We start from the raw sequence: 17,459 nt of genomic DNA, 5'->3' as shown, positions 1-17,459 counted from the left end.
TCGACGCTGTGGCCAGATCGGGCCCAGGATTCCCTGCCGGAGCACCCATGTTCTCGCTGTCGAAATTCTCTCTTGCCCGGGGCCGATATGCGGCCCGTTTCGCTGTGACCCCCGAAGATGTTCAGGCCGCGCAGGCTTTGCGCTGGCGGGCGTTCATCGCCAATCGGGGTCGCGACGGGGCGGCGCAGGCGGCGCTTGATGTCGATGCCTTTGATGCCGATTGCCGCCATGTGCTGGTGGAGGAAACCGGCTCGGGCCAATTGGTTTGTTGCTTCCGGTTGATGCCCTTGGAAAACGGCGCAGAGCTTGAGCGCAGCTATTCGGCACAGTTTTATGACCTGACGCCTTTGTCGGAATACCCCGGCAAAATGGTCGAGATGGGCCGTTTCTGCATTGATCCTGCGTGCCGCGACCCGGATATTTTGCGCCTCGCTTGGGGGGCGGTGACGCGCTTTGTCGATGCCGAAGGGATCGAAATGCTGTTTGGCTGCTCGTCGTTTCTGAGCACCGATTTTGACAGCTACACCGATACATTCGCGCTGTTGGCCGAGCGTCACCTTGCGCCGCGGCGTTGGCGCGTGCAGGTGAAGGCCCCCAAGGTGATCCGCTATGCGCGCCAGCTTTTGGGCCGCAAGGGCGACCCGAAACTGGCCATGCTGAAAATGCCGCCGCTGTTGCGCAGCTATCTGGGCATGGGCGGTTGGGTCAGCGATCATGCGGTGGTGGATGAAGATCTGGGCACGCTGCATGTGTTCACCGGGCTTGAGATCGGCGCGATCCCGCCCGCACGCGCCCGCGCGTTGCGGCTGGTGGCGGGCTGATACGACACAAGCGCCCCATCCCCGTTGACCTTTGCGCGCGGCCCGGCTAGCGGAAGCACATGGCACGCGCACCTCTTTTACAGCTTTCGTCGATCTCGCTCACCTTTGGCGGCAACCCTGTCTTTGACGGGCTTGACCTCACTGTGCAGGAGGGGGACCGGGTCGCCCTTGTGGGCCGCAATGGCTCGGGCAAATCCACCCTCATGAAGGTGATGGCGGGGCTGATCGAGGCCGATCACGGTGCGCGCGTGGTGCCTACGGGCACGCGCGTGGGCTATATGGAACAAGAGCCGGATCTGAGCGCCTTTGAGACCTTGGGCGATTTTGCGGCCTCTGGACTGCCCGAGGGCGAGCGTTACAAGGTCGAGATGGTGGCCGAGGGGTTGAAGTTCCGCCCCGATGCGCCGGTTTCCACGGCCTCTGGCGGTGAGCGGCGGCGCGCGGCTTTGGCGAAATTGCTCGCTGAAGGCCCGGAATTGATGCTGCTCGACGAGCCCACCAACCACCTTGATATTCAGGCGATTGGCTGGCTGGAGGACTATCTGCGCGACACCCGCACCGCCTATGTGCTGATTTCGCATGACCGCGCCTTTTTGCGCCATCTGACCCGTGCCGTTTTGTGGATCGACCGGGGCGAGGTGCGCCGGATGGAAAAGGGCTTTGAGCATTTTGAGGATTGGCGCGAGGAAACTTGGTCTGCGGAAGATGACGCCCGCCACAAGTTAGACCGCAAGATCAAGGCCGAGGCGCGTTGGGCGGTTGAGGGGATTTCGGCGCGGCGCAAGCGCAACATGGGCCGGGTGCGCGCGCTGCAAGCGCTCCGTGCGGAACGGGCGAGCCAAATCCGCCGCCAAGGCACCGCCGCGATGGAACTCGAAAGCGGCCAGCAATCCGGCAAGCGGGTGATCGAGGCGTTGGGCCTTGCCAAAAGCTTTGCCGAGAAGCCGATTGTGAAAAACTTCGATCTGCGGGTTTTGCGCGGTGACCGGGTGGCTTTTGTGGGGCCGAATGGCGTCGGCAAAACCACGCTTTTGAAAATGCTGACGGGCGAGTTGGACCCTGATGCGGGCACGGTGAAACACGGCACCAATCTGGAAATGGCGGTCTTTGATCAGACCCGCTCGGCGCTCGATTTTGAGATGACGCTGTGGGACGGGCTGGTGAACGACCCGGAGATGCGCGTCTCGGGCCGCTCTGACCAAGTGATGGTGCGCGGCACGCCCAAACATGTGGTGGGCTATCTCAAGGACTTTCTCTTTGACGAGGCGCAGGCGCGCGCGCCGATTGGCTCGCTGTCTGGTGGCGAACGCGCGCGGCTCTTGCTCGCCCGGATCATGGCGAAACCGTCGAACCTTTTGGTGCTCGACGAGCCAACGAACGATCTCGATGTGGAAACGCTCGACCTTTTGCAAGACATCTTGGGCGAATATGACGGCACCGTGCTTTTGGTGAGCCACGACCGCGATTTTATCGACCGGGTGGCCTCCACCACCATCGCGATGGAAGGCGATGGCCGCGCCACGGTTTATGCGGGCGGCTGGTCCGATTATCAGGCGCAAAAGGCGCTCACCGCCCCCGCAGCCGAAGCCGCGAAACCCGCGCCGAAAAAGGCGGAGGCAGTGAAAGAGGCGCCGAAGGACACGCCCAAGAAAGCGGGCCTGACCTTCACCGAAAAGCACCGTCTGGAAGAACTGCCCGGCGTGATGGAGAAACTTGAGCGCGAGATTGCCAAGCTGCACGAGCTGCTCTCTGACGCGAATCTGTTCACCCGCGAGCCGGTGAAATTCGCCAAAGCCTCAGAGATGCTGGTCGAACGCGAAGCCGCACTTAGCGCCGCCGAGGAAGAATGGCTGACGCTGGAGGAAAAGGCGGGCAGTTGAGCCGTTCAAAGCCGCAGCGATGAAAGATAAAAGCCGCACTCACCAGAGCGCGGCTTTTATGTTTGCTCTCAACGTTCAGGGCGTGCCGAACACCCTCCCGATTGGATTTATTCGAGGTTGGTGCGATAATACATCTCTTCTTCGGTTTGCCCAATCGCCGTCGCCGGCGGGGCTTTGGTGTTCACGTAGCCACCGCTGACCCCGAAGTTGATGCCGCCGCCATTGCCAAGGCCAAAGCCGATATCGGCGCCGATATAGAGGTCATTGTCGATATAGGCGGCCCCGATGCTCGGGCGCCAGCTGCCCGACTGGAACATGTAATCAAGGCCGATGGTGCCGACGGTATCGCCTTCTTCGTCATCCGAGAAAATGCGCGCGCCAATGCCGGTTTGCGGGCCGCCGGAGCCGCCAAAAGCAATTGTCATACCAACACCAATCGTCGGATCCGCAGCAGCGGGGAGCGCAAGCGCCCCAAGGCAGGCGGCCGTCAAGATGATTTTCTTCATGATAATTCCTCGTCTGTCACCGTATCGTTTGAGCCTGTGGCATTCTCAGAAGCCTGTCAATTAAGGTTTTCTATACCACGTTGCGCGGCGCACGGGCTGGTTGCGGGGTCTGGATACGGCACAACTCAAAGCAAAAGGGCGGCCCGAAAGCCGCCCCTCGCAGATTGTGTTTCTAAGCGACAAGCTCAGTTCCCGCCCTCGCCGCCCGGGGCGAAATACTCGCGCGTCAGCGAAACGATGATCGGCGAGAGCAGCAGCAGCGAGATCAGGTTCGGGATCGCCATCAGCGCGTTGAGCGTATCGGCCACCAGCCACGCAAAATCGAGGCTCAGCGTCGCGCCAAAGAAGACCGCGATGGTCCACAGCAGCCGGAACGGTTTTTCGCTCACCGTGCCAAGCAGGTATTCCCAGCATTTCTCGGCGTAATAGGCCCAGCCCAGAATGGTGGTGAAGGCGAAGGGCGCAAGGCAGAGCGTCAGCAGATAGTTGCCAAAGCCCGGGATCGCCGCCTCAAAGGCCGAGGCAGAAAGCAGCGCGCCGGTTTCGCCGTTGGTCCAGACGCCGGTGACCATGATCGCAAGGCCCGTCAGCGTGCATATGATGATCGTGTCGATGAATGTTCCCATCATGCCAACCACGCCCGAAAATACGGGGTTGGAGGTGGAGCCAGACGCCTGCGCGATACCTGCGGTGCCAAGGCCCGCTTCGTTCGAAAAGATGCCGCGCGCCACGCCCTTTTGCATCGCCATGATGATGCTTGAGCCCAAGAACCCGCCAGCGGCTGCCGTGCCGGTAAAGGCATCCGTCACGATGGTGGCAAAGGCCGCCGGAATGTTGCCAGCAAAAGCGATCAAAACGAAGATGACAGAGATCAGATAGACCACCGCCATGAAGGGCACGACCTTTTGCGCCACCGCGCCGATGCGCCGGATCCCACCCAAAACGACGAGCCCCGTGACGCCGGTCAGAACGATCCCGGTGATCCAAGTTTGCACGCCGAAAGAGTTTTGGATCGCGGCGGCGATGCCATTGGCTTGCACCATATTGCCGATGCCAAAGCCCGCAAGCCCGCCAAAAAGCGCAAAGGCGGTGCCGAGCCAATGCCAATGTTTGCCAAGCCCGTTTTTGATCGCGAACATCGGGCCACCGATATGTTCGCCTTTGTCGTCCACCTCGCGATATTTCACCGCGACAACCACCTCGGCATATTTCGTGGCCATGCCGACAAAGGCGGTGACCCACATCCAAAACAGCGCACCGGGGCCGCCCACGGCAATGGCCGTGGCCACACCCGCGATATTGCCGGTGCCGATGGTGCCCGAAAGCGCCGTCATCAGCGCGGCATAGGGGGTGATTTCCCCTTCCGAGTCCGCGCCGGGGGTGCGGCTCTTCCAGATCATCTTGAAGCCGTAAACAAGCTTGAAGATCGGCATGAAGCCAAGACGCAGCTGAAGGAAAAAGCCGGTGCCAATGATCAAGACAATCATTGGAACGCCCCAGACAATACCGTTCAGCCAGTTGAAGAAATTAAGTATCAGTTCCAAACGGTTGTCTCCTCTTTCTCCCTCGCAGCGCCGTTTCCACAAAGAACATGGGCGGATATGCGACGCATCTCGCGTAGCAGGGATTTATGCTGTTGTTCATGGCCCTCCCGTACATGCCCTTCTTCGCGAAGTTCAACCCCACGATTCGCCACATCCTCCCAGAATGCATAGCCGCTAAGCGTTTGATCCGGTGAGAAGGTCTTGGCCGCGCAACGCGCCGGGCGAAATGCAAAAAGGCGGCCCGAAGGCCGCCCTTTGTGTTGGGTGTTTGGGGGCGCTTAGGCGCCCGTCGGCGCTTTCGGCGCGGGGGCGAATTCGGGCGCGTCGGGAGCCATCAGCTTCGGCGCATTGGCGCCTTGCAGCGGGTCGTCTTGACGCTGCACCGAGCCCTCGAAATGAGCGCCGGATTCGATCGCGATGGTTTTGTGGATGATGTCGCCTTCGACCCGCGCGGTCGAGGTCAGGCGCACTTTGAGGCCGCGCACGCGGCCCACAACGCGGCCATGCACCACCACATCATCGGCGACGATTTCGCCTTTGATCGTGGCGCTTTCGCCCACGGTCAGCAGATGCGCGCGGATGTCGCCTTCGACGACGCCTTCCACCTGCACATCGCCGGTGGTTTTGATATTGCCCGTGACCGTGAGGTCTGCCGACAGCACCGAGGCCGCAGGCTTAGCGCGCGGCGTGGAGGAGGGCACGAAATCCCCGAGCGGGCGCGAGGGCGGCATGGTCGCCTCGGACTTCTTCTCGGGATCGGTGGCCGCTTTCGGGCCGGGTTCGTGGATCTTGCTTTTAGAAAACATCCTGAGCCGCCTTGATGAAGGTCATCGGGTTGATGGGGGCGCCACCCACCCGGATTTCATAGTGCAGATGCGGTCCGGTGGACCGTCCGGTATTGCCTGTATCACCGATCACTTCGCCGCGCGACACTTTTTGCCCCACCTTCACGCGGATTTTGGACAGGTGCCCATAGACGGTGGAGACGCCAAATTGGTGGCGCAGTTTGATCACATTGCCATAGCCATTTTCCCAGCCGGCTTCGGTCACCACGCCATCTGCGGGGGCGTGCACATCCATGCCCACCGGGCCCGCCAAATCAATGCCCGCATGCAGCCGCCCCCAACGATAGCCAAAGGGCGAGGTGAAGCGGTAGCCACCGCGCAGCGGCATTGCGAAGGGCAGCTTGTCGATGGCGATCCGGTACAGGTTCATCTCATCGAGGCGCTGCAAAATGCCTTCGGCGCGGGCGGTATCTTCATCGGGGTCGATCATGCCCTTGGTCGAGATCGCCGCCGGGATCAGAGGACCGCCGGTGCCCGAATAGCCGCGGCGGATTTGGGCGATGATGTCATCGGGGTCCATGCCCGCCTTTTTGAACATGCGATCGAGCGGCTCCATCGAGATTTGCACCGCCCCTTCGAGCGTATCGAAAATTTCGTCATTGCGCTCTTCGATCAGGCGGCGTTCAAGCACGGCCTGATCTGCTTCTTCGCGCGCGCTTTCGGCATCGCGCGCGGCGCGGTCGCGTTCGGTTGCTGTGCGGGTCAGCGCGACAGAGAGCAGATCGACCGTGCCGCCCATATCGCCGATTTTCGCGCTGAGCGTGGCGGCGCTTTGCGCGCCAGTGCCTTTGGCGGCGGCCAACTGTGTGCGCGCCTCATCGCGTTCGGACATGGTGCGGCGCAGGGTCGATTGAATCACGTTGATGCCGGTTTCCAATTCGCGGCGGCGTTCTTCGGAGGCGAGCAGTTGCGATTGCATCTGCGAAACTTGCTCCAGCGCCATCTGGAACCGATCTTGCGCGGCCAGTGCCTCTGCCGCGCGCTGGTCGCGCTCGCGCGCCAAAATATCGAGCCGGGTTTCAAACTGCGCCATGGCGATCCGGGCCTGATCGCGCGCCCCGCCCGAGGAAATCCCGTCGATGAACAGAAGTGACGAGGCGATCACCGACCACAGGAACACCATGCCAAGCGCAAACAGCGTCACCGCCTGAGTCAGAGGACGCAGCCGCACGAAACGGGTCGCATCTTCGGATTTCAGAAACAGGCGCTGCTCGGGCAGCCATCTTTCCAGCACCATATTGGCGCGGTCGAGTATCCGTCTGGGCACGGCGGTCTTCCTGTCTTTGGGGCGCAAGAGGAACGCCCGAATTTTGGCCCGGAATGGTTAATATCTCAACAATTCGGGCTTTGCCCGGTTAGCAAGCGGGGCAAGCCCGGTGCAACCACTTTTGCCACAACCATGGGGCGAGTGCTGAAAAACGGGCAGAAAATCGCTCAAAACCAACTGCTTTGGCGGTGTTTTGCCAAGAGCAAAAAGCCCGGGCAATGCGCCCGGGCTCGCTGAAACGACCGATGCCGACAGGCGCTTAGCTCATCGCGCGCACCGCCTCGAGCACCGCCTCGGCATGGCCCTTGACCGAGACTTTCGGCCAGACTTGCGCCACCACGCCTTCTGAATCGATCAAGAAAGTGGCGCGCTGAATCCCCATCGAGGTTTTGCCATACATCTTCTTTTCGACCCAAGTGCCATAGGCCTCACAGGTCGCGCCGGTCTCGTCAGAAACCAGTTTCACCCCAAGGCTATGCTTGGCGCAAAATTTCGCATGGGCCTTTGGGCTGTCTTTCGAAATCCCCACCACAAGCGCGCCTGCGGCATCGAAATCCGCCCCAAGGCGCGTGAAATCCAACGCCTCTGTGGTACAGCCGGGGGTGTCGTCTTTGGGGTAGAAATACAAAACAACCTTGCGCGGGCGCAGCGCCGAAAGCGTCAGTTCGCCGGTTTCTGCCCCGGTTTCGGTGAGCGGCAGGGTGAAATCCGGCGCGTTTTCGCCGATTGCGATCATTTGCGTTCCTCCTTGTCAGATGGCAGGAGTAAGCTAGAGCAGAACGCGGCGCCGTCAAAGGGGCGCAACAGGCAGGCAAACGGCAAACGGATGAACGAGAGCGGCGCGGACCCCGCGAAAACGGTACAGCCTCCGGCGCAGCCCGAGGCGGGCGCGACGATGCGCCCCGCGCGCCGGCGCAAGCGCCGTTTGGTGTCGCTTGTGTTCGGGGTGCCGATCTTGGTGCTGTTGCTCGGCCTTGCTGGTCTGATTGTGACCCATACGCCGGTTCCGGTGCCGCAACTGCTGTTGAGCCGGGTTGAGACGCAGGTGAACACCGCGCTTGCCGGGCGCTTGGGGGTGCGGATTGGGGCTGCGGCGGTGGTGGTGGCCGAGGGGCTGGTGCCCGAGGTCCGGCTTGACGTTGTGCGGGCCAACCAACCCTCTGGCCTGCCCATTGCGGTTTTGCCCGAACTAGCGGTGCGGTTTGATCTGGGCGCGCTTTTGTCGGGCCGTTTGGCGCCTGAAAGCCTGCGCATCGGTGGGGCGCGCGTCGCGCTTTATCGCCGCCCCGATGGCAGCATTGATCTGGCGCTGCCCGAGGGCGAAGAGGGCGCGCTGGCCGGGCTTGATCTGACCGATCCGACCAAAGTGACCGAGGCGATCGAGACCTTTTTTGCGACGCCACTTTTGGCCAGCGTCGATGAGATCACCGCCGAAGACTTGCACATTCGGCTTGTTGACACGCGGCTTGGCCGGGTTTGGGAAGTGTCGCAAGGCCGGTTTCGGTTGCGCCAGACCAATGAAGATATCTCGCTGACGCTTGGTTTTGATGTGGGGGAACGCGACCGCTTGCCCGCACAGGTGGCGCTGACGGCCTCGACCTCGAAATTCTCACCCCGCGCCGCTTTTGGCGCGGCGGTGACAGAGGTGCCCGCCGCCGATCTTGCGGTGCAATCGCCCGCTTTGGCGGTGCTGGGTCTGTTGGATGCGCCGATTTCGGGCACGATCCAATCGGGCATCACCGAGACGGGCGAGTTGGAGCGGCTTGACGCGACCTTGCGCATTGGCGCGGGCGCGCTGCGCCCGGTCGAGGGCGCGCAACCCGTCGCTTTTGATAGTGCCGACCTGCGGCTGCGCTATGATCCGGCGGTGCAGCGGGTGCAGATTGACCGCCTTGATCTGCAAAGCCGGGCTTTGCGGCTTGGGGCCTCGGGGCAGGTGCTTTTGCGGGATGTGGTGAACGGCTTGCCGGGCGCGGCGCTTGCGCAGGTGGCGCTGCATGACATTGCCGCCGACCCTGAGGGGCTGTTTGAAAAGCCCGCGCTGATTTCCGAGGGCGCGCTTGATCTGCGTTTGCAGCTTGATCCGTTCCGCATTGACGTGGGGCAGGTGCAGCTGGTGGAGGGCGCGCGCCGGGTTGCGGGCCGTGGCAAGGTCGCGGCGGGGTCGGAGGGGTGGAGCGTCGCCTTTGATGCCGAAGTGGGCGAGATCGCCTCGGATGATCTTTTGGCGATTTGGCCGAAGGCGCTGGTGCCGCCGACGCGTGATTGGATTGAGAAGAACGTTACCACCGGGCAGTTGCGCAATGTGCGCGCGGCGGTGCGCTTGCAGCCGCAAGCTGAGCCACGGCTGGAACTGGGCTATGAATTCCGCGGTGCGGAGGTGAAGGTGCTCAACACCCTGCCGCCAGTGCGCGAAGGGCGCGGCTTTGCGGGCATCACCGAAAACCAGCATACCTTGATGGTGGAAGAGGGGCGGCTAGAGGCGCCTCAAGGCGGCGGCATCGAAGTGGCGGATTCGGTGATGACAGTGCCGGACATTCGCCAAATTCCTGCGGCGGCCGATGTGCGGCTGGTTACCCGCTCGCCGATCCCGGCGGCGCTGTCGCTTTTGGATGAGGAACCGTTCCGCTTCCTCTCCAAAGCTGGGCGCGACACCGATATTGCCGAGGGGTGGGCCGAGGCGCGCACTGATCTGCATTTCCTTTTGGAAAAGAAGATCTTGGCCGAAGATGTTGAGTTTGATGTCATAGCGCGGCTCACCGATGTGCGCTCCACCACTTTGGTTCCCGGCCATGAGATCACCGCGCCGCTTTTTAAGCTGGTGGCGGATCGGGCGGGGATGACGGTTTCGGGCGCGGGGCATTTTGACGTGGTGCCGTTCCAAGGCCGCTGGACGCAGCGCTTCGGGCCAGAGCATCGCGGCACGTCGCGCGTGGATGGCTTTGTAGAGGTGACGCCGGAGGCGCTTGACCATCTGAAGATCGGCCTACCAGAGGGCGCGGTGAAGGGCGAAGGCTGGGGGCATTTGGACATTGCTTTCACCAAAGACGAAGCGCCGCGCTACAGATTCAAGACCGACCTCAAGGGGCTGCGGCTCTCGATCCCCGAGATCGGCTGGTCAAAAGCGGCCGCGACCGAGGGTCAGTTAGAACTGACCGGCAGTTTGGGCAAAGTGGCGACGGTGGATCGGCTCGTGGCGTCCGCCCCTGGGCTCGCGACGACGGGGAAGGTGGTGCTGACCGCCACTGGGTTTGAGCGCGCGATTTATGACAGTCTCAAGATCGGGCGCTGGTTTGAGGGCGCGGCGGACCTTGTCGCGCGTGGCGCGGGTCGGGCGCCCGATGTGGTGGTGAAATCGGGGCGGTTGGATTTGCGCGCGCTGCCCAATGGTTCGGGCGGTTCGGGCGGCAAAGGCGGCGGGAAGATCACCGCGCAACTTGACCGGGTGACGGTGACCGATGGGATCGCGCTTACGGGCCTTGCGGGCAATTTCACCACGCGGGGCGGCTTTGCTGGCGATTTTACCGCGCGGGTGAATGGCGCGGCTGCGGTGCGCGGCGCGGTCATTCCGCAAGCGGGCCGCGCGGCGATCCGGCTTACGGCACAAGACGGTGGTGCGGTGCTGGATGCGGCGGGGATCTTTTCCAAAGCGCGCGGCGGGGCGATGGATCTGACGCTGCGCCCGGTTGGCGATAAAAGCTATGATGGCGCGTTGAAGATTGCCGATCTGAAAGTGCGCGATGCCCCGGTGCTGGCCTCGATGCTTTCTGCCGCTTCGGTGATTGGGCTGTTGGAGCAACTCAACGGCGACGGGATCACCTTTAATGAAGTGACCGGTGATTTCCGCATTGCGCCGAATGGTGTCACCGTGCGCGCGGGCGAGGCGCTTGGCGCCTCGATGGGGGTGACGATGACGGGCGTCTACTACCCCGAAACCAAAGCTTTCAACATGGAAGGGGTTGTCTCGCCCTTCTATATCGTCAATGCCATCGGCCAGATCTTCGCGCGCAAGGGCGAGGGGCTGTTTGGCTTTACCTATCGGCTGGGGGGCACCGCCGAGGCACCCAAGATTTCGATCAACCCGCTGTCGATCCTGACACCGGGGATGTTCCGCGAAATCTTCCGCCGCTCGCCGCCCCCCATTGTGACGGAATAACTTCGATGAAACTGGATGACTTCGATTTCGATCTGCCCGAAGGGTTGATCGCCACCCGGCCCGCGCGGCCGCGCACGGCTGCCAAGCTTTTGGTGGCCGAGGGAGAGGGCATCCGCGATCTGACGGTGGCCGATTTGCCCGATCTTTTGGGGCCGGGTGATCGGCTGGTGCTCAACAACACCAAGGTGATCCCGGCGCGGCTGACGGGGAGCCGTGCGCGCGATACGGGGCAGGGCACCGTTGTCGCGAAGATCGAGGTCACACTGCTCGAACCCGCGCCGGGAGGGGCATGGAGCGCGCTTGCGAAACCCTTGCGCAAGGTGAAAGAGGGCGAAGAGATCACCTTTTCGGATCGGCTTTCGGCCAAGGTTTTGACGATTGCCGAAGGGCAGATGCAGATCGCCTTCAACTGCACCAGGGCCGATTTTGACGCCGCGCTGGCCGAGGCGGGGGCGATGCCCTTGCCGCCCTATATCGCCGCTTTGCGCGCGCCCGACGAGGCCGACAAAAGCGATTATCAAACCGTCTTCGCGCGCCATTCGGGGGCGGTGGCCGCGCCCACGGCAAGCCTGCACTTCACCCCGGAACTGCTTGAAACGCTTCGGCAAAAGGGTGTCACGTTCACCGAGGTGACGCTTCACGTCGGCGCGGGGACGTTTTTGCCGGTGAAGGTGGAAGATGTCACCACCCACAAGATGCATGCCGAATGGGGCGAGGTCTCCGCGCAAGCGGCGGCAGAGATCAACGCGACCAAAGCGGCCGGGGGGCGCGTGATCCCGGTGGGAACGACTGCGCTGCGGTTGATTGAAAGTGCCGCCGTGGCCGAGGGCGAGATTGCGCCCTTTTGCGACACGACCGAGATTTTCATCTATCCGGGCTATCGCTTCCGCATTGCCGATGCGCTGATGACCAATTTCCACCTGCCCAAATCCACCCTTTTGATGCTGGTTTCCGCGCTGATGGGGCAGGAACGTATTCGTGAAATTTACGCTCATGCGGTTGCAAAGGGCTATCGGTTCTTTTCTTATGGAGATGCGTCCCTTCTGCTGCCAAAAGCCCGCAACGGGGGGTGACGCTTGTCGCCCCGCGCCCTATCCTGAGCGCAGTCCCTTCTTTTCCGGATAGGTTTGACCAATGCTGACCGTTTTGCGCACCACTTGGCCTTTGCTCTTGGGCATCATGCTGCTGATGGTGGGCAACGGGATGCAGGGCACGCTGCTGGGGATCCGGGGCGCGATTGAGCAAATCGGCACCTATCAAATGTCGATCGTCATGTCGGCCTATTTTGCGGGTTTCTTGCTCGGTTCGCAATTGACCCCGCTGATGATCCGGCGCGTGGGCCATGTGCGGGTCTTTGCGGCGCTCGGTTCGCTGATCTCTGCGCTGCTGATCCTTTATGCGGCCTATCCGAACTGGATCGCTTGGGCCTTGATGCGGGTGCTGATCGGCTTTTGCTTTTCGGGCGTTTATATCACCGCCGAAAGCTGGCTTAACGCCTCCACCGCAAACGAGCAGCGCGGCCAAGCGCTTTCGGCCTATATGATTGTGCAGATGGTCGGCATCATCTCCGGCCAAGGTCTGATGAACGTCGCCGACCCGGCGGGCTATCTGCTTTTCGTCATTCCCTCGGTGCTGGTGTCGCTGGCCTTTACGCCGATTTTGCTTTCGGCCAGCCCCGCGCCGGCCTTTGCCGAGGTGCGACGGCTCACCCTACGTGACCTTTACAAAATCTCGCCTTTGGGGGTGGTCGGCATTTTCTTGATGGGCGGCACCTTTGCGGCTTTGTTCTCGATGGTCTCTGTCTGGGGCACGCAGGTGGGGCTGTCGGTCACGCAAATCTCGATGTTTGTCGCGGCGATCTATTTTGGCGGGCTCGTGGCGCAATATCCGATTGGCTGGGCCTCGGACCGCATGGATCGGCGTCAGTTGATCTTGCAAGTCGCCGTGGTGGGGGCGTTCGCAATGCTGGCGGCCTTTTTGCTGGCGCCGGGGTTTTGGACCCTGCTCGCCCTTTTCGCGGTGATCGGCGGCGTGGCGAACCCGCTTTACGCGCTGCTTCTGGCTTACACGAACGACTATCTTGAAGCGTCAGATATGGCGGCGGCTTCGGCAGGGCTTTTGTTTGTGAACGGGGTCGGGGCGATCACGGGCCCGCCCGTCACCGGTTGGCTGATGGAAAGCCTCGGCCCGGAAGGGTTTTTCCTTTACGTCGGGCTGTTGATGGCGGGCATCGCGCTTTATGCGCTGTGGCGGATTGTGCGTGCGCCCGACCGTCAGGGGGAATTCACCTCGGCCTATGCGGTCGTTTCGCCCGGTGCGACGGCCTTCGCGGTTGAGGCCGTTTTGGAGGCGGGCACCGACAGCGAGGAGTCGGCGAACGAATCCACCCCAGAGGGGGAGGCCGCGCCTTTGGATGAGCACGTCCCCCCCAAAGATGCCGCAACGGCACCCATAGACCCGGGGTCGGAAAACGATCAGGAAGGTTCGGAAAAATAGCCGCGGAACTTTCTGCCTTTGCACAAAGTTTACACAGCATTTGAATTTTCTTGTCACAGCGCGCCGGGAATCCCCCGCAAGACTTGCGCTTTGACTTAACTCGGGCAGGCTGAAGCTGTGCTCAACCCAAAATGGGGGTCCACCTATGGAAGCGATCAAGGATCTGATCGCGTTCTGGCACGACGATGTGGGTGCGGAACGCTGGTACAACTCGACGCCGGAACTGGATGAAGAGATTTTGTCGCGCTACTCGGCTTTGTGGCAAAAAGCGCAAGCTGGAGGATGTGATGATTGGGCGGAAACGCCCGTGGGCGCTTTGGCGCTGGTGATTTTGTTCGATCAACTGCCGCGCAACATGTTCCGCGGTTCGCGCCAAGCCTTTGCGACCGATGCCCAGGCGCTCAAAGTGGCAACGATGGCGGTGGAGAAAGGCTTCGATATGCAGATCGAAGACCCGCTGCGGCAGTTCTTCTATGTGCCCTTCATGCATTCGGAAAAAATCGCCGATCAGGAAAAGGGCGTGCTTTTGGCCGAAGAACGGATGCCCGACGAACACCTGCAGCACGCCAAGGCGCATCACGCAATCATCGCCCGCTTTGGCCGCTTTCCGTGGCGCAACGAATTGGTGGGCCGCTATTCCTCGGATGAGGAGGCCGCCTTCCTTTGGGCGGGGGGCTATGAGCGGATGCTAACCTCGGTTGGCGGGCGCTAAGACCCGGTTTTGATCACAAGCGCGCGCCTTTGGGCGCGCGTTTTGCTTTTTGACCTGCGACTTCTTGAAGCGGGCGGCAAAATAGTTTAATGCCAAACCATCTGAGATGGAGGGTTGCATGGCCGCGAAAAGCTTCGACATGATTGTGATCGGCGCCGGTCCGGGCGGTTACGTGGCCGCGATCCGGGGCGCGCAGCTGGGGCTCAATGTGGCCGTGGTGGAGCGTGAACACCTTGGCGGCATCTGCCTGAACTGGGGCTGTATCCCGACAAAAGCGCTGTTGCGCAGCGCCGAAGTGTTCCACCTGATGCACCGCGCCAAAGAATTTGGGCTGAGCGCCGACAAGATCGGCTTTGACCTTGCTGCCGTGGTGGTGCGGAGTCGCGCGGTTGCCAAGCAGCTTTCGGGCGGCATCGGCCATCTGATGAAGAAAAACAAAATCACCGTGCTGATGGGCGAGGCGAGCGTGCCGCGCAAAGGCGTGGTCTCGGTCAAGACCGACAAGGGCACCGAGGAAATCACCGCGAAGAACATCGTCCTTGCCACCGGGGCCCGCGCGCGGCAATTGCCGGGGCTGGAGGCCGATGGCGATCTGGTTTGGTCTTACAAACATGCGCTGGTCGCCAAACGGATGCCGAAGAAACTGCTCGTCATCGGCTCGGGCGCGATTGGCATTGAATTCGCCAGCTTCTTCAACACGCTTGGCGCCGATACCACGGTGGTGGAGGTGATGGACCGCGTGCTTCCGGTGGAAGATGCCGAAATCTCTGCCTTTGCGAAAAAGCAATTCGTCAAGCAAGGTATGAAGATCCTTGAAAAAACCACGGTCAAACAGCTTGATCGCGGCAACGGCAAAGTCACCGCGCATCTGGAAGATGCCAAGGGCGTGACCACGGCGGAATTTGACACGGTGATCTCGGCTGTCGGGATCGTCGGCAATGTCGAAGGGCTGGGGCTTGAGGCGCTTGGCGTGAAGATCGACCGCACCCATGTGGTGGTGGATGAATTCTGCCGCACGGGCGTGGAGGGCCTTTACGCGATTGGCGATATCGCCGGTGCGCCGTGGTTGGCGCATAAGGCCAGCCATGAAGGCGTGATGGTGGCCGAACTGATCGCGGGCAAACATGCCCATCCGATCAAGCCGGGCTCGATTGCGGGCTGCACCTATTGCCACCCGCAGGTGGCGAGCGTTGGCATGACCGAAGCCAAGGCGAAAGAGGCGGGCTATGAGGTCAAAGTGGGCCGCTTCCCCTTCATCGGTAATGGCAAGGCGATTGCTTTGGGCGAGGCGGAGGGGATGGTGAAAACCGTCTTTGACGCGAAAACGGGTGAGCTTTTGGGCGCGCATATGGTGGGCGCGGAAGTGACCGAGATGATCCAAGGCTATGTGATCGGCCGCACTCTGGAGACCACCGAAGAAGATCTGATGAACACCGTCTTCCCGCATCCGACGCTGAGCGAAATGATGCATGAATCGGTGCTCGACGCCTACGGCCGCGCGCTGCACATGTAAGTCGCTCGGCCACGGGCCAAGAATTCCCCCCAGCGGGCGCGACCAAAGCGATGCACGAAAGTGGGCCAACATCGTGAGGGCGCGCGCCTGCCGGGGGGATGCATATAGCGGTTGCACCTGACCGCGCGAGCCATCGCCTCTGGCGCCACCCCGCTGCCGGGTGTGCACGGGTCAGGAGAGAAATTCCATTATCTGCATGTGTTTCCAGCGTTTTTTTGCTGAATGCGCCTGTCAGCATCTTTTGTGAAAGCTTTGTTTACCTCTGGTTGTGTACCGATTGGTGCAGAAGTGCGCTATGGGTGTAGAAAGCATGTTAGAGCGATTAACGAGGCATAATAGCTTTTTTGATTTTGTAGGAGTTCGGAAGGCAGATCGCCGAGAAAACAGAAAGATGCGAGAGGCATGTTTGACATGCCGATCAGGTCTTTATAGCGGTGTCGAAATTTTAACACCTAAGGGGAAGGTCGCCGTTGAATTTTTACGCGTGGGCGATTTTGTAAAAACCTTTGATCATGGCTTTCAGCGAATAACGCGGATAGAGCAATACGCGCCCGCAAGCTTAAAGGTCGACTTGCCGGAGAAATTTTGGCCCGTGTGCCTACCGCAAGGTTTCTTTGACAATCGGCACGATGTACTGGTCGCGTCAGATCAATATGTGCAAATCGAATCCAGTGCGGCAGAGATCGCTTACGGCGACCCTCACGTCTCTATCCCTGCGCGGGCCGGGTTGATCTTTCCCGAAATCACGCAGGTTGCACCACCAGAAGACAAACAGTTGTTTCGTATCCTTTGCGAGCGTGATGAATTGCTCGAAACAGGCTATGGCTGGCAATATCTTGCGCGTGGTTCGATTTATTTGGGCAATAGCTTTATCTTCTGCGAAGAAGAAAATAACATGCCGCTTTCCTGTACAAAAATGCCTTATCAAGATGCCGTTGATTTGGTGAAAGCAGATGTTGAAATAATGGGTGGGTTAGAGCCGTATCGCGAAGCCCTAACCAGATTATGCGTGGCGCATCATTGACGCCTAAATAATGGCGCCGCTTTTCCAAGTGCGCCGTGAGCTTATGCCCATCTCGCAATAAAAAAGGGGGCCGCGGCCCCCTTCTTTCGTCTCAGCTTAGCGCACCACTTGGCCGCCGCCGTGGTGCCAGTCGTTTAGCCCGCCGAGGTTGAAGACCTTGGTATAGCCCATCGAAACCAGCATCCGCCCCGCGCCTTGGCTGCGCGCGCCAGAGGCGCAGTAAAGCACCACGGGTTTGTCGAGCGACAGCTCTTTCAGGCATTCGGGGCTCGACGGGTCGCACTTCATCGACAGCGACATCATCGGCACATGCAGCGCGCCCTTGGCTTTGCCGGTGGCGCGCAGCTCCATCCCGTCGCGCACATCAAGCAAAACCGCTTCGCCTTTGGCAACCATTTGCACCGCGTCTTTCGGCGCGATCCGTTCGACGCGACCTTGCCCTTGGCCAGAAGGGCGCAGGAAGTTGAACATCTCGAATTCCTTCTTTTGCGGCGCCAAAGGGGAGGGGCGCCTGTCGGTTTCATGTGGCAGAACGTTGCGCGGTTTCAAGCGCTTTTGCCTCAGATATGCGAAGAAATGAATAATTGCCATGCTGCGCGGCAGCAACAAGCGGCAGGCCGCGCAAATCTTTGGCGCTTGGCGAAAAAGTTCCCCTTCTGTTCGCATTTTCGCATTGGAGACTCGCCCGCGACCCC

14 protein-coding genes are annotated in these 17,459 nt (G+C 61.0%); 8 read left to right on the top strand and 6 right to left on the bottom strand.

Features of this window, described 5'->3' with window-relative positions; all coding sequences use genetic code 11:
* The first annotated feature begins 47 nt into the window (after positions 1–47).
* Together CRO18_RS05060 and CRO18_RS05055 are read left to right on the top strand one after the other, a co-directional pair.
* Positions 48–821, top strand: a complete 774-nt coding sequence (locus tag CRO18_RS05060) for a GNAT family N-acetyltransferase (RefSeq protein WP_076483359.1) — start codon at positions 48–50, stop codon at positions 819–821.
* 59 nt (positions 822–880) lie between these two features.
* Complete coding sequence (locus CRO18_RS05055) at positions 881–2,701, top strand: ABC-F family ATP-binding cassette domain-containing protein (protein ID WP_097081287.1); 1,821 nt, start codon at positions 881–883, stop codon at positions 2,699–2,701.
* A gap of 107 nt (positions 2,702–2,808) precedes the next feature.
* Here CRO18_RS05055 and CRO18_RS05050 read toward each other — a convergent pair whose 3' ends face one another.
* The 5 genes from CRO18_RS05050 to CRO18_RS05030 all read right to left on the bottom strand — a co-directional run bounded on the left by CRO18_RS05050 (position 2,809) and on the right by CRO18_RS05030 (position 7,599).
* Positions 2,809–3,207, bottom strand: a complete 399-nt coding sequence (locus CRO18_RS05050) for a hypothetical protein (protein ID WP_097081286.1) — start codon at positions 3,205–3,207, stop codon at positions 2,809–2,811.
* A 185-nt stretch (positions 3,208–3,392) separates the two neighbouring features.
* Positions 3,393–4,751 carry a sodium:alanine symporter family protein gene (locus CRO18_RS05045; RefSeq protein WP_076483362.1) on the bottom strand — a complete coding sequence of 453 codons (1,359 nt, stop codon included), beginning with the start codon at positions 4,749–4,751 and terminating at the stop codon, positions 3,393–3,395.
* A 278-nt stretch (positions 4,752–5,029) separates the two neighbouring features.
* A complete protein-coding gene (locus tag CRO18_RS05040; protein WP_076483363.1) occupies positions 5,030–5,557 on the bottom strand; it encodes a polymer-forming cytoskeletal protein in 528 nt (175 codons plus the stop codon).
* Positions 5,547–6,863: a M23 family metallopeptidase gene (locus CRO18_RS05035; RefSeq protein ID WP_083951854.1), complete on the bottom strand. Its 1,317-nt coding sequence runs from the start codon at positions 6,861–6,863 to the stop codon at positions 5,547–5,549. Before CRO18_RS05035 ends, CRO18_RS05040 begins: the two co-directional genes overlap by 11 nt.
* Positions 6,864–7,122: 259 nt before the next feature.
* Entirely contained in the window at positions 7,123–7,599 is a 477-nt protein-coding gene (locus tag CRO18_RS05030; RefSeq protein WP_097081285.1) for a peroxiredoxin, read from the bottom strand.
* A gap of 90 nt (positions 7,600–7,689) precedes the next feature.
* Between CRO18_RS05030 and CRO18_RS05025 the strand changes: the two genes are divergently transcribed.
* The 6 genes from CRO18_RS05025 (at position 7,690) to CRO18_RS05000 (ending at position 16,764) form a co-directional block, all read left to right on the top strand.
* The gene (locus tag CRO18_RS05025; protein ID WP_097081284.1) at positions 7,690–11,019 is read left to right on the top strand and encodes an AsmA-like C-terminal region-containing protein; all 3,330 of its coding nucleotides are present in this window, start codon (positions 7,690–7,692) and stop codon (positions 11,017–11,019) included.
* 5 nt (positions 11,020–11,024) lie between these two features.
* Entirely contained in the window at positions 11,025–12,092 is a 1,068-nt protein-coding gene (gene queA, locus CRO18_RS05020) for a tRNA preQ1(34) S-adenosylmethionine ribosyltransferase-isomerase QueA (RefSeq protein WP_097081283.1), read from the top strand.
* A 61-nt stretch (positions 12,093–12,153) separates the two neighbouring features.
* Positions 12,154–13,515 (top strand): MFS transporter, encoded by a 1,362-nt coding sequence (locus tag CRO18_RS05015; protein ID WP_097081282.1) that lies wholly within the window; start codon positions 12,154–12,156, stop codon positions 13,513–13,515.
* Positions 13,516–13,660: 145 nt separating this feature from the next.
* Positions 13,661–14,227, top strand: a complete 567-nt coding sequence (locus tag CRO18_RS05010; RefSeq protein WP_097081281.1) for a DUF924 family protein — start codon at positions 13,661–13,663, stop codon at positions 14,225–14,227.
* A 118-nt stretch (positions 14,228–14,345) separates the two neighbouring features.
* Positions 14,346–15,740 carry a dihydrolipoyl dehydrogenase gene (gene lpdA, locus CRO18_RS05005; protein WP_097081280.1) on the top strand — a complete coding sequence of 465 codons (1,395 nt, stop codon included), beginning with the start codon at positions 14,346–14,348 and terminating at the stop codon, positions 15,738–15,740.
* A gap of 295 nt (positions 15,741–16,035) precedes the next feature.
* The gene (locus tag CRO18_RS05000; protein WP_097081279.1) at positions 16,036–16,764 is read left to right on the top strand and encodes a Hint domain-containing protein; all 729 of its coding nucleotides are present in this window, start codon (positions 16,036–16,038) and stop codon (positions 16,762–16,764) included.
* 96 nt (positions 16,765–16,860) lie between these two features.
* Here CRO18_RS05000 and CRO18_RS04995 read toward each other — a convergent pair whose 3' ends face one another.
* Complete coding sequence (locus CRO18_RS04995) at positions 16,861–17,235, bottom strand: rhodanese-like domain-containing protein (protein WP_097081555.1); 375 nt, start codon at positions 17,233–17,235, stop codon at positions 16,861–16,863.
* Between the last annotated feature and the right edge of the window lie 224 nt (positions 17,236–17,459).

It is taken from the genome of Rhodobacter sp. JA431 (genome assembly GCF_900217725.1).
In the GTDB taxonomy this organism is placed as follows: Bacteria; Pseudomonadota; Alphaproteobacteria; order Rhodobacterales; family Rhodobacteraceae; genus Rhodobacter; species Rhodobacter aestuarii.
Note: the sequence above shows the minus strand (reverse complement) of the source record. Positions and strands in the feature narration are given on the sequence as shown.

Coding starts and splice junctions, on each gene's coding strand:
- CRO18_RS04995 (WP_097081555.1), bottom strand. CDS start 17,235: ATGTTCAACTTCCTGCGCCCTTCTGGCCAAGGGCAAGGTCGCGTCGAA.
- lpdA (WP_097081280.1), top strand. CDS start 14,346: ATGGCCGCGAAAAGCTTCGACATGATTGTGATCGGCGCCGGTCCGGGC.
- CRO18_RS05010 (WP_097081281.1), top strand. CDS start 13,661: ATGGAAGCGATCAAGGATCTGATCGCGTTCTGGCACGACGATGTGGGT.
- CRO18_RS05050 (WP_097081286.1), bottom strand. CDS start 3,207: ATGAAGAAAATCATCTTGACGGCCGCCTGCCTTGGGGCGCTTGCGCTC.
- CRO18_RS05025 (WP_097081284.1), top strand. CDS start 7,690: ATGAACGAGAGCGGCGCGGACCCCGCGAAAACGGTACAGCCTCCGGCG.
- CRO18_RS05030 (WP_097081285.1), bottom strand. CDS start 7,599: ATGATCGCAATCGGCGAAAACGCGCCGGATTTCACCCTGCCGCTCACC.
- CRO18_RS05015 (WP_097081282.1), top strand. CDS start 12,154: ATGCTGACCGTTTTGCGCACCACTTGGCCTTTGCTCTTGGGCATCATG.
- CRO18_RS05055 (WP_097081287.1), top strand. CDS start 881: ATGGCACGCGCACCTCTTTTACAGCTTTCGTCGATCTCGCTCACCTTT.
- CRO18_RS05040 (WP_076483363.1), bottom strand. CDS start 5,557: ATGTTTTCTAAAAGCAAGATCCACGAACCCGGCCCGAAAGCGGCCACC.
- CRO18_RS05060 (WP_076483359.1), top strand. CDS start 48: ATGTTCTCGCTGTCGAAATTCTCTCTTGCCCGGGGCCGATATGCGGCC.
- CRO18_RS05000 (WP_097081279.1), top strand. CDS start 16,036: ATGGGTGTAGAAAGCATGTTAGAGCGATTAACGAGGCATAATAGCTTT.
- queA (WP_097081283.1), top strand. CDS start 11,025: ATGAAACTGGATGACTTCGATTTCGATCTGCCCGAAGGGTTGATCGCC.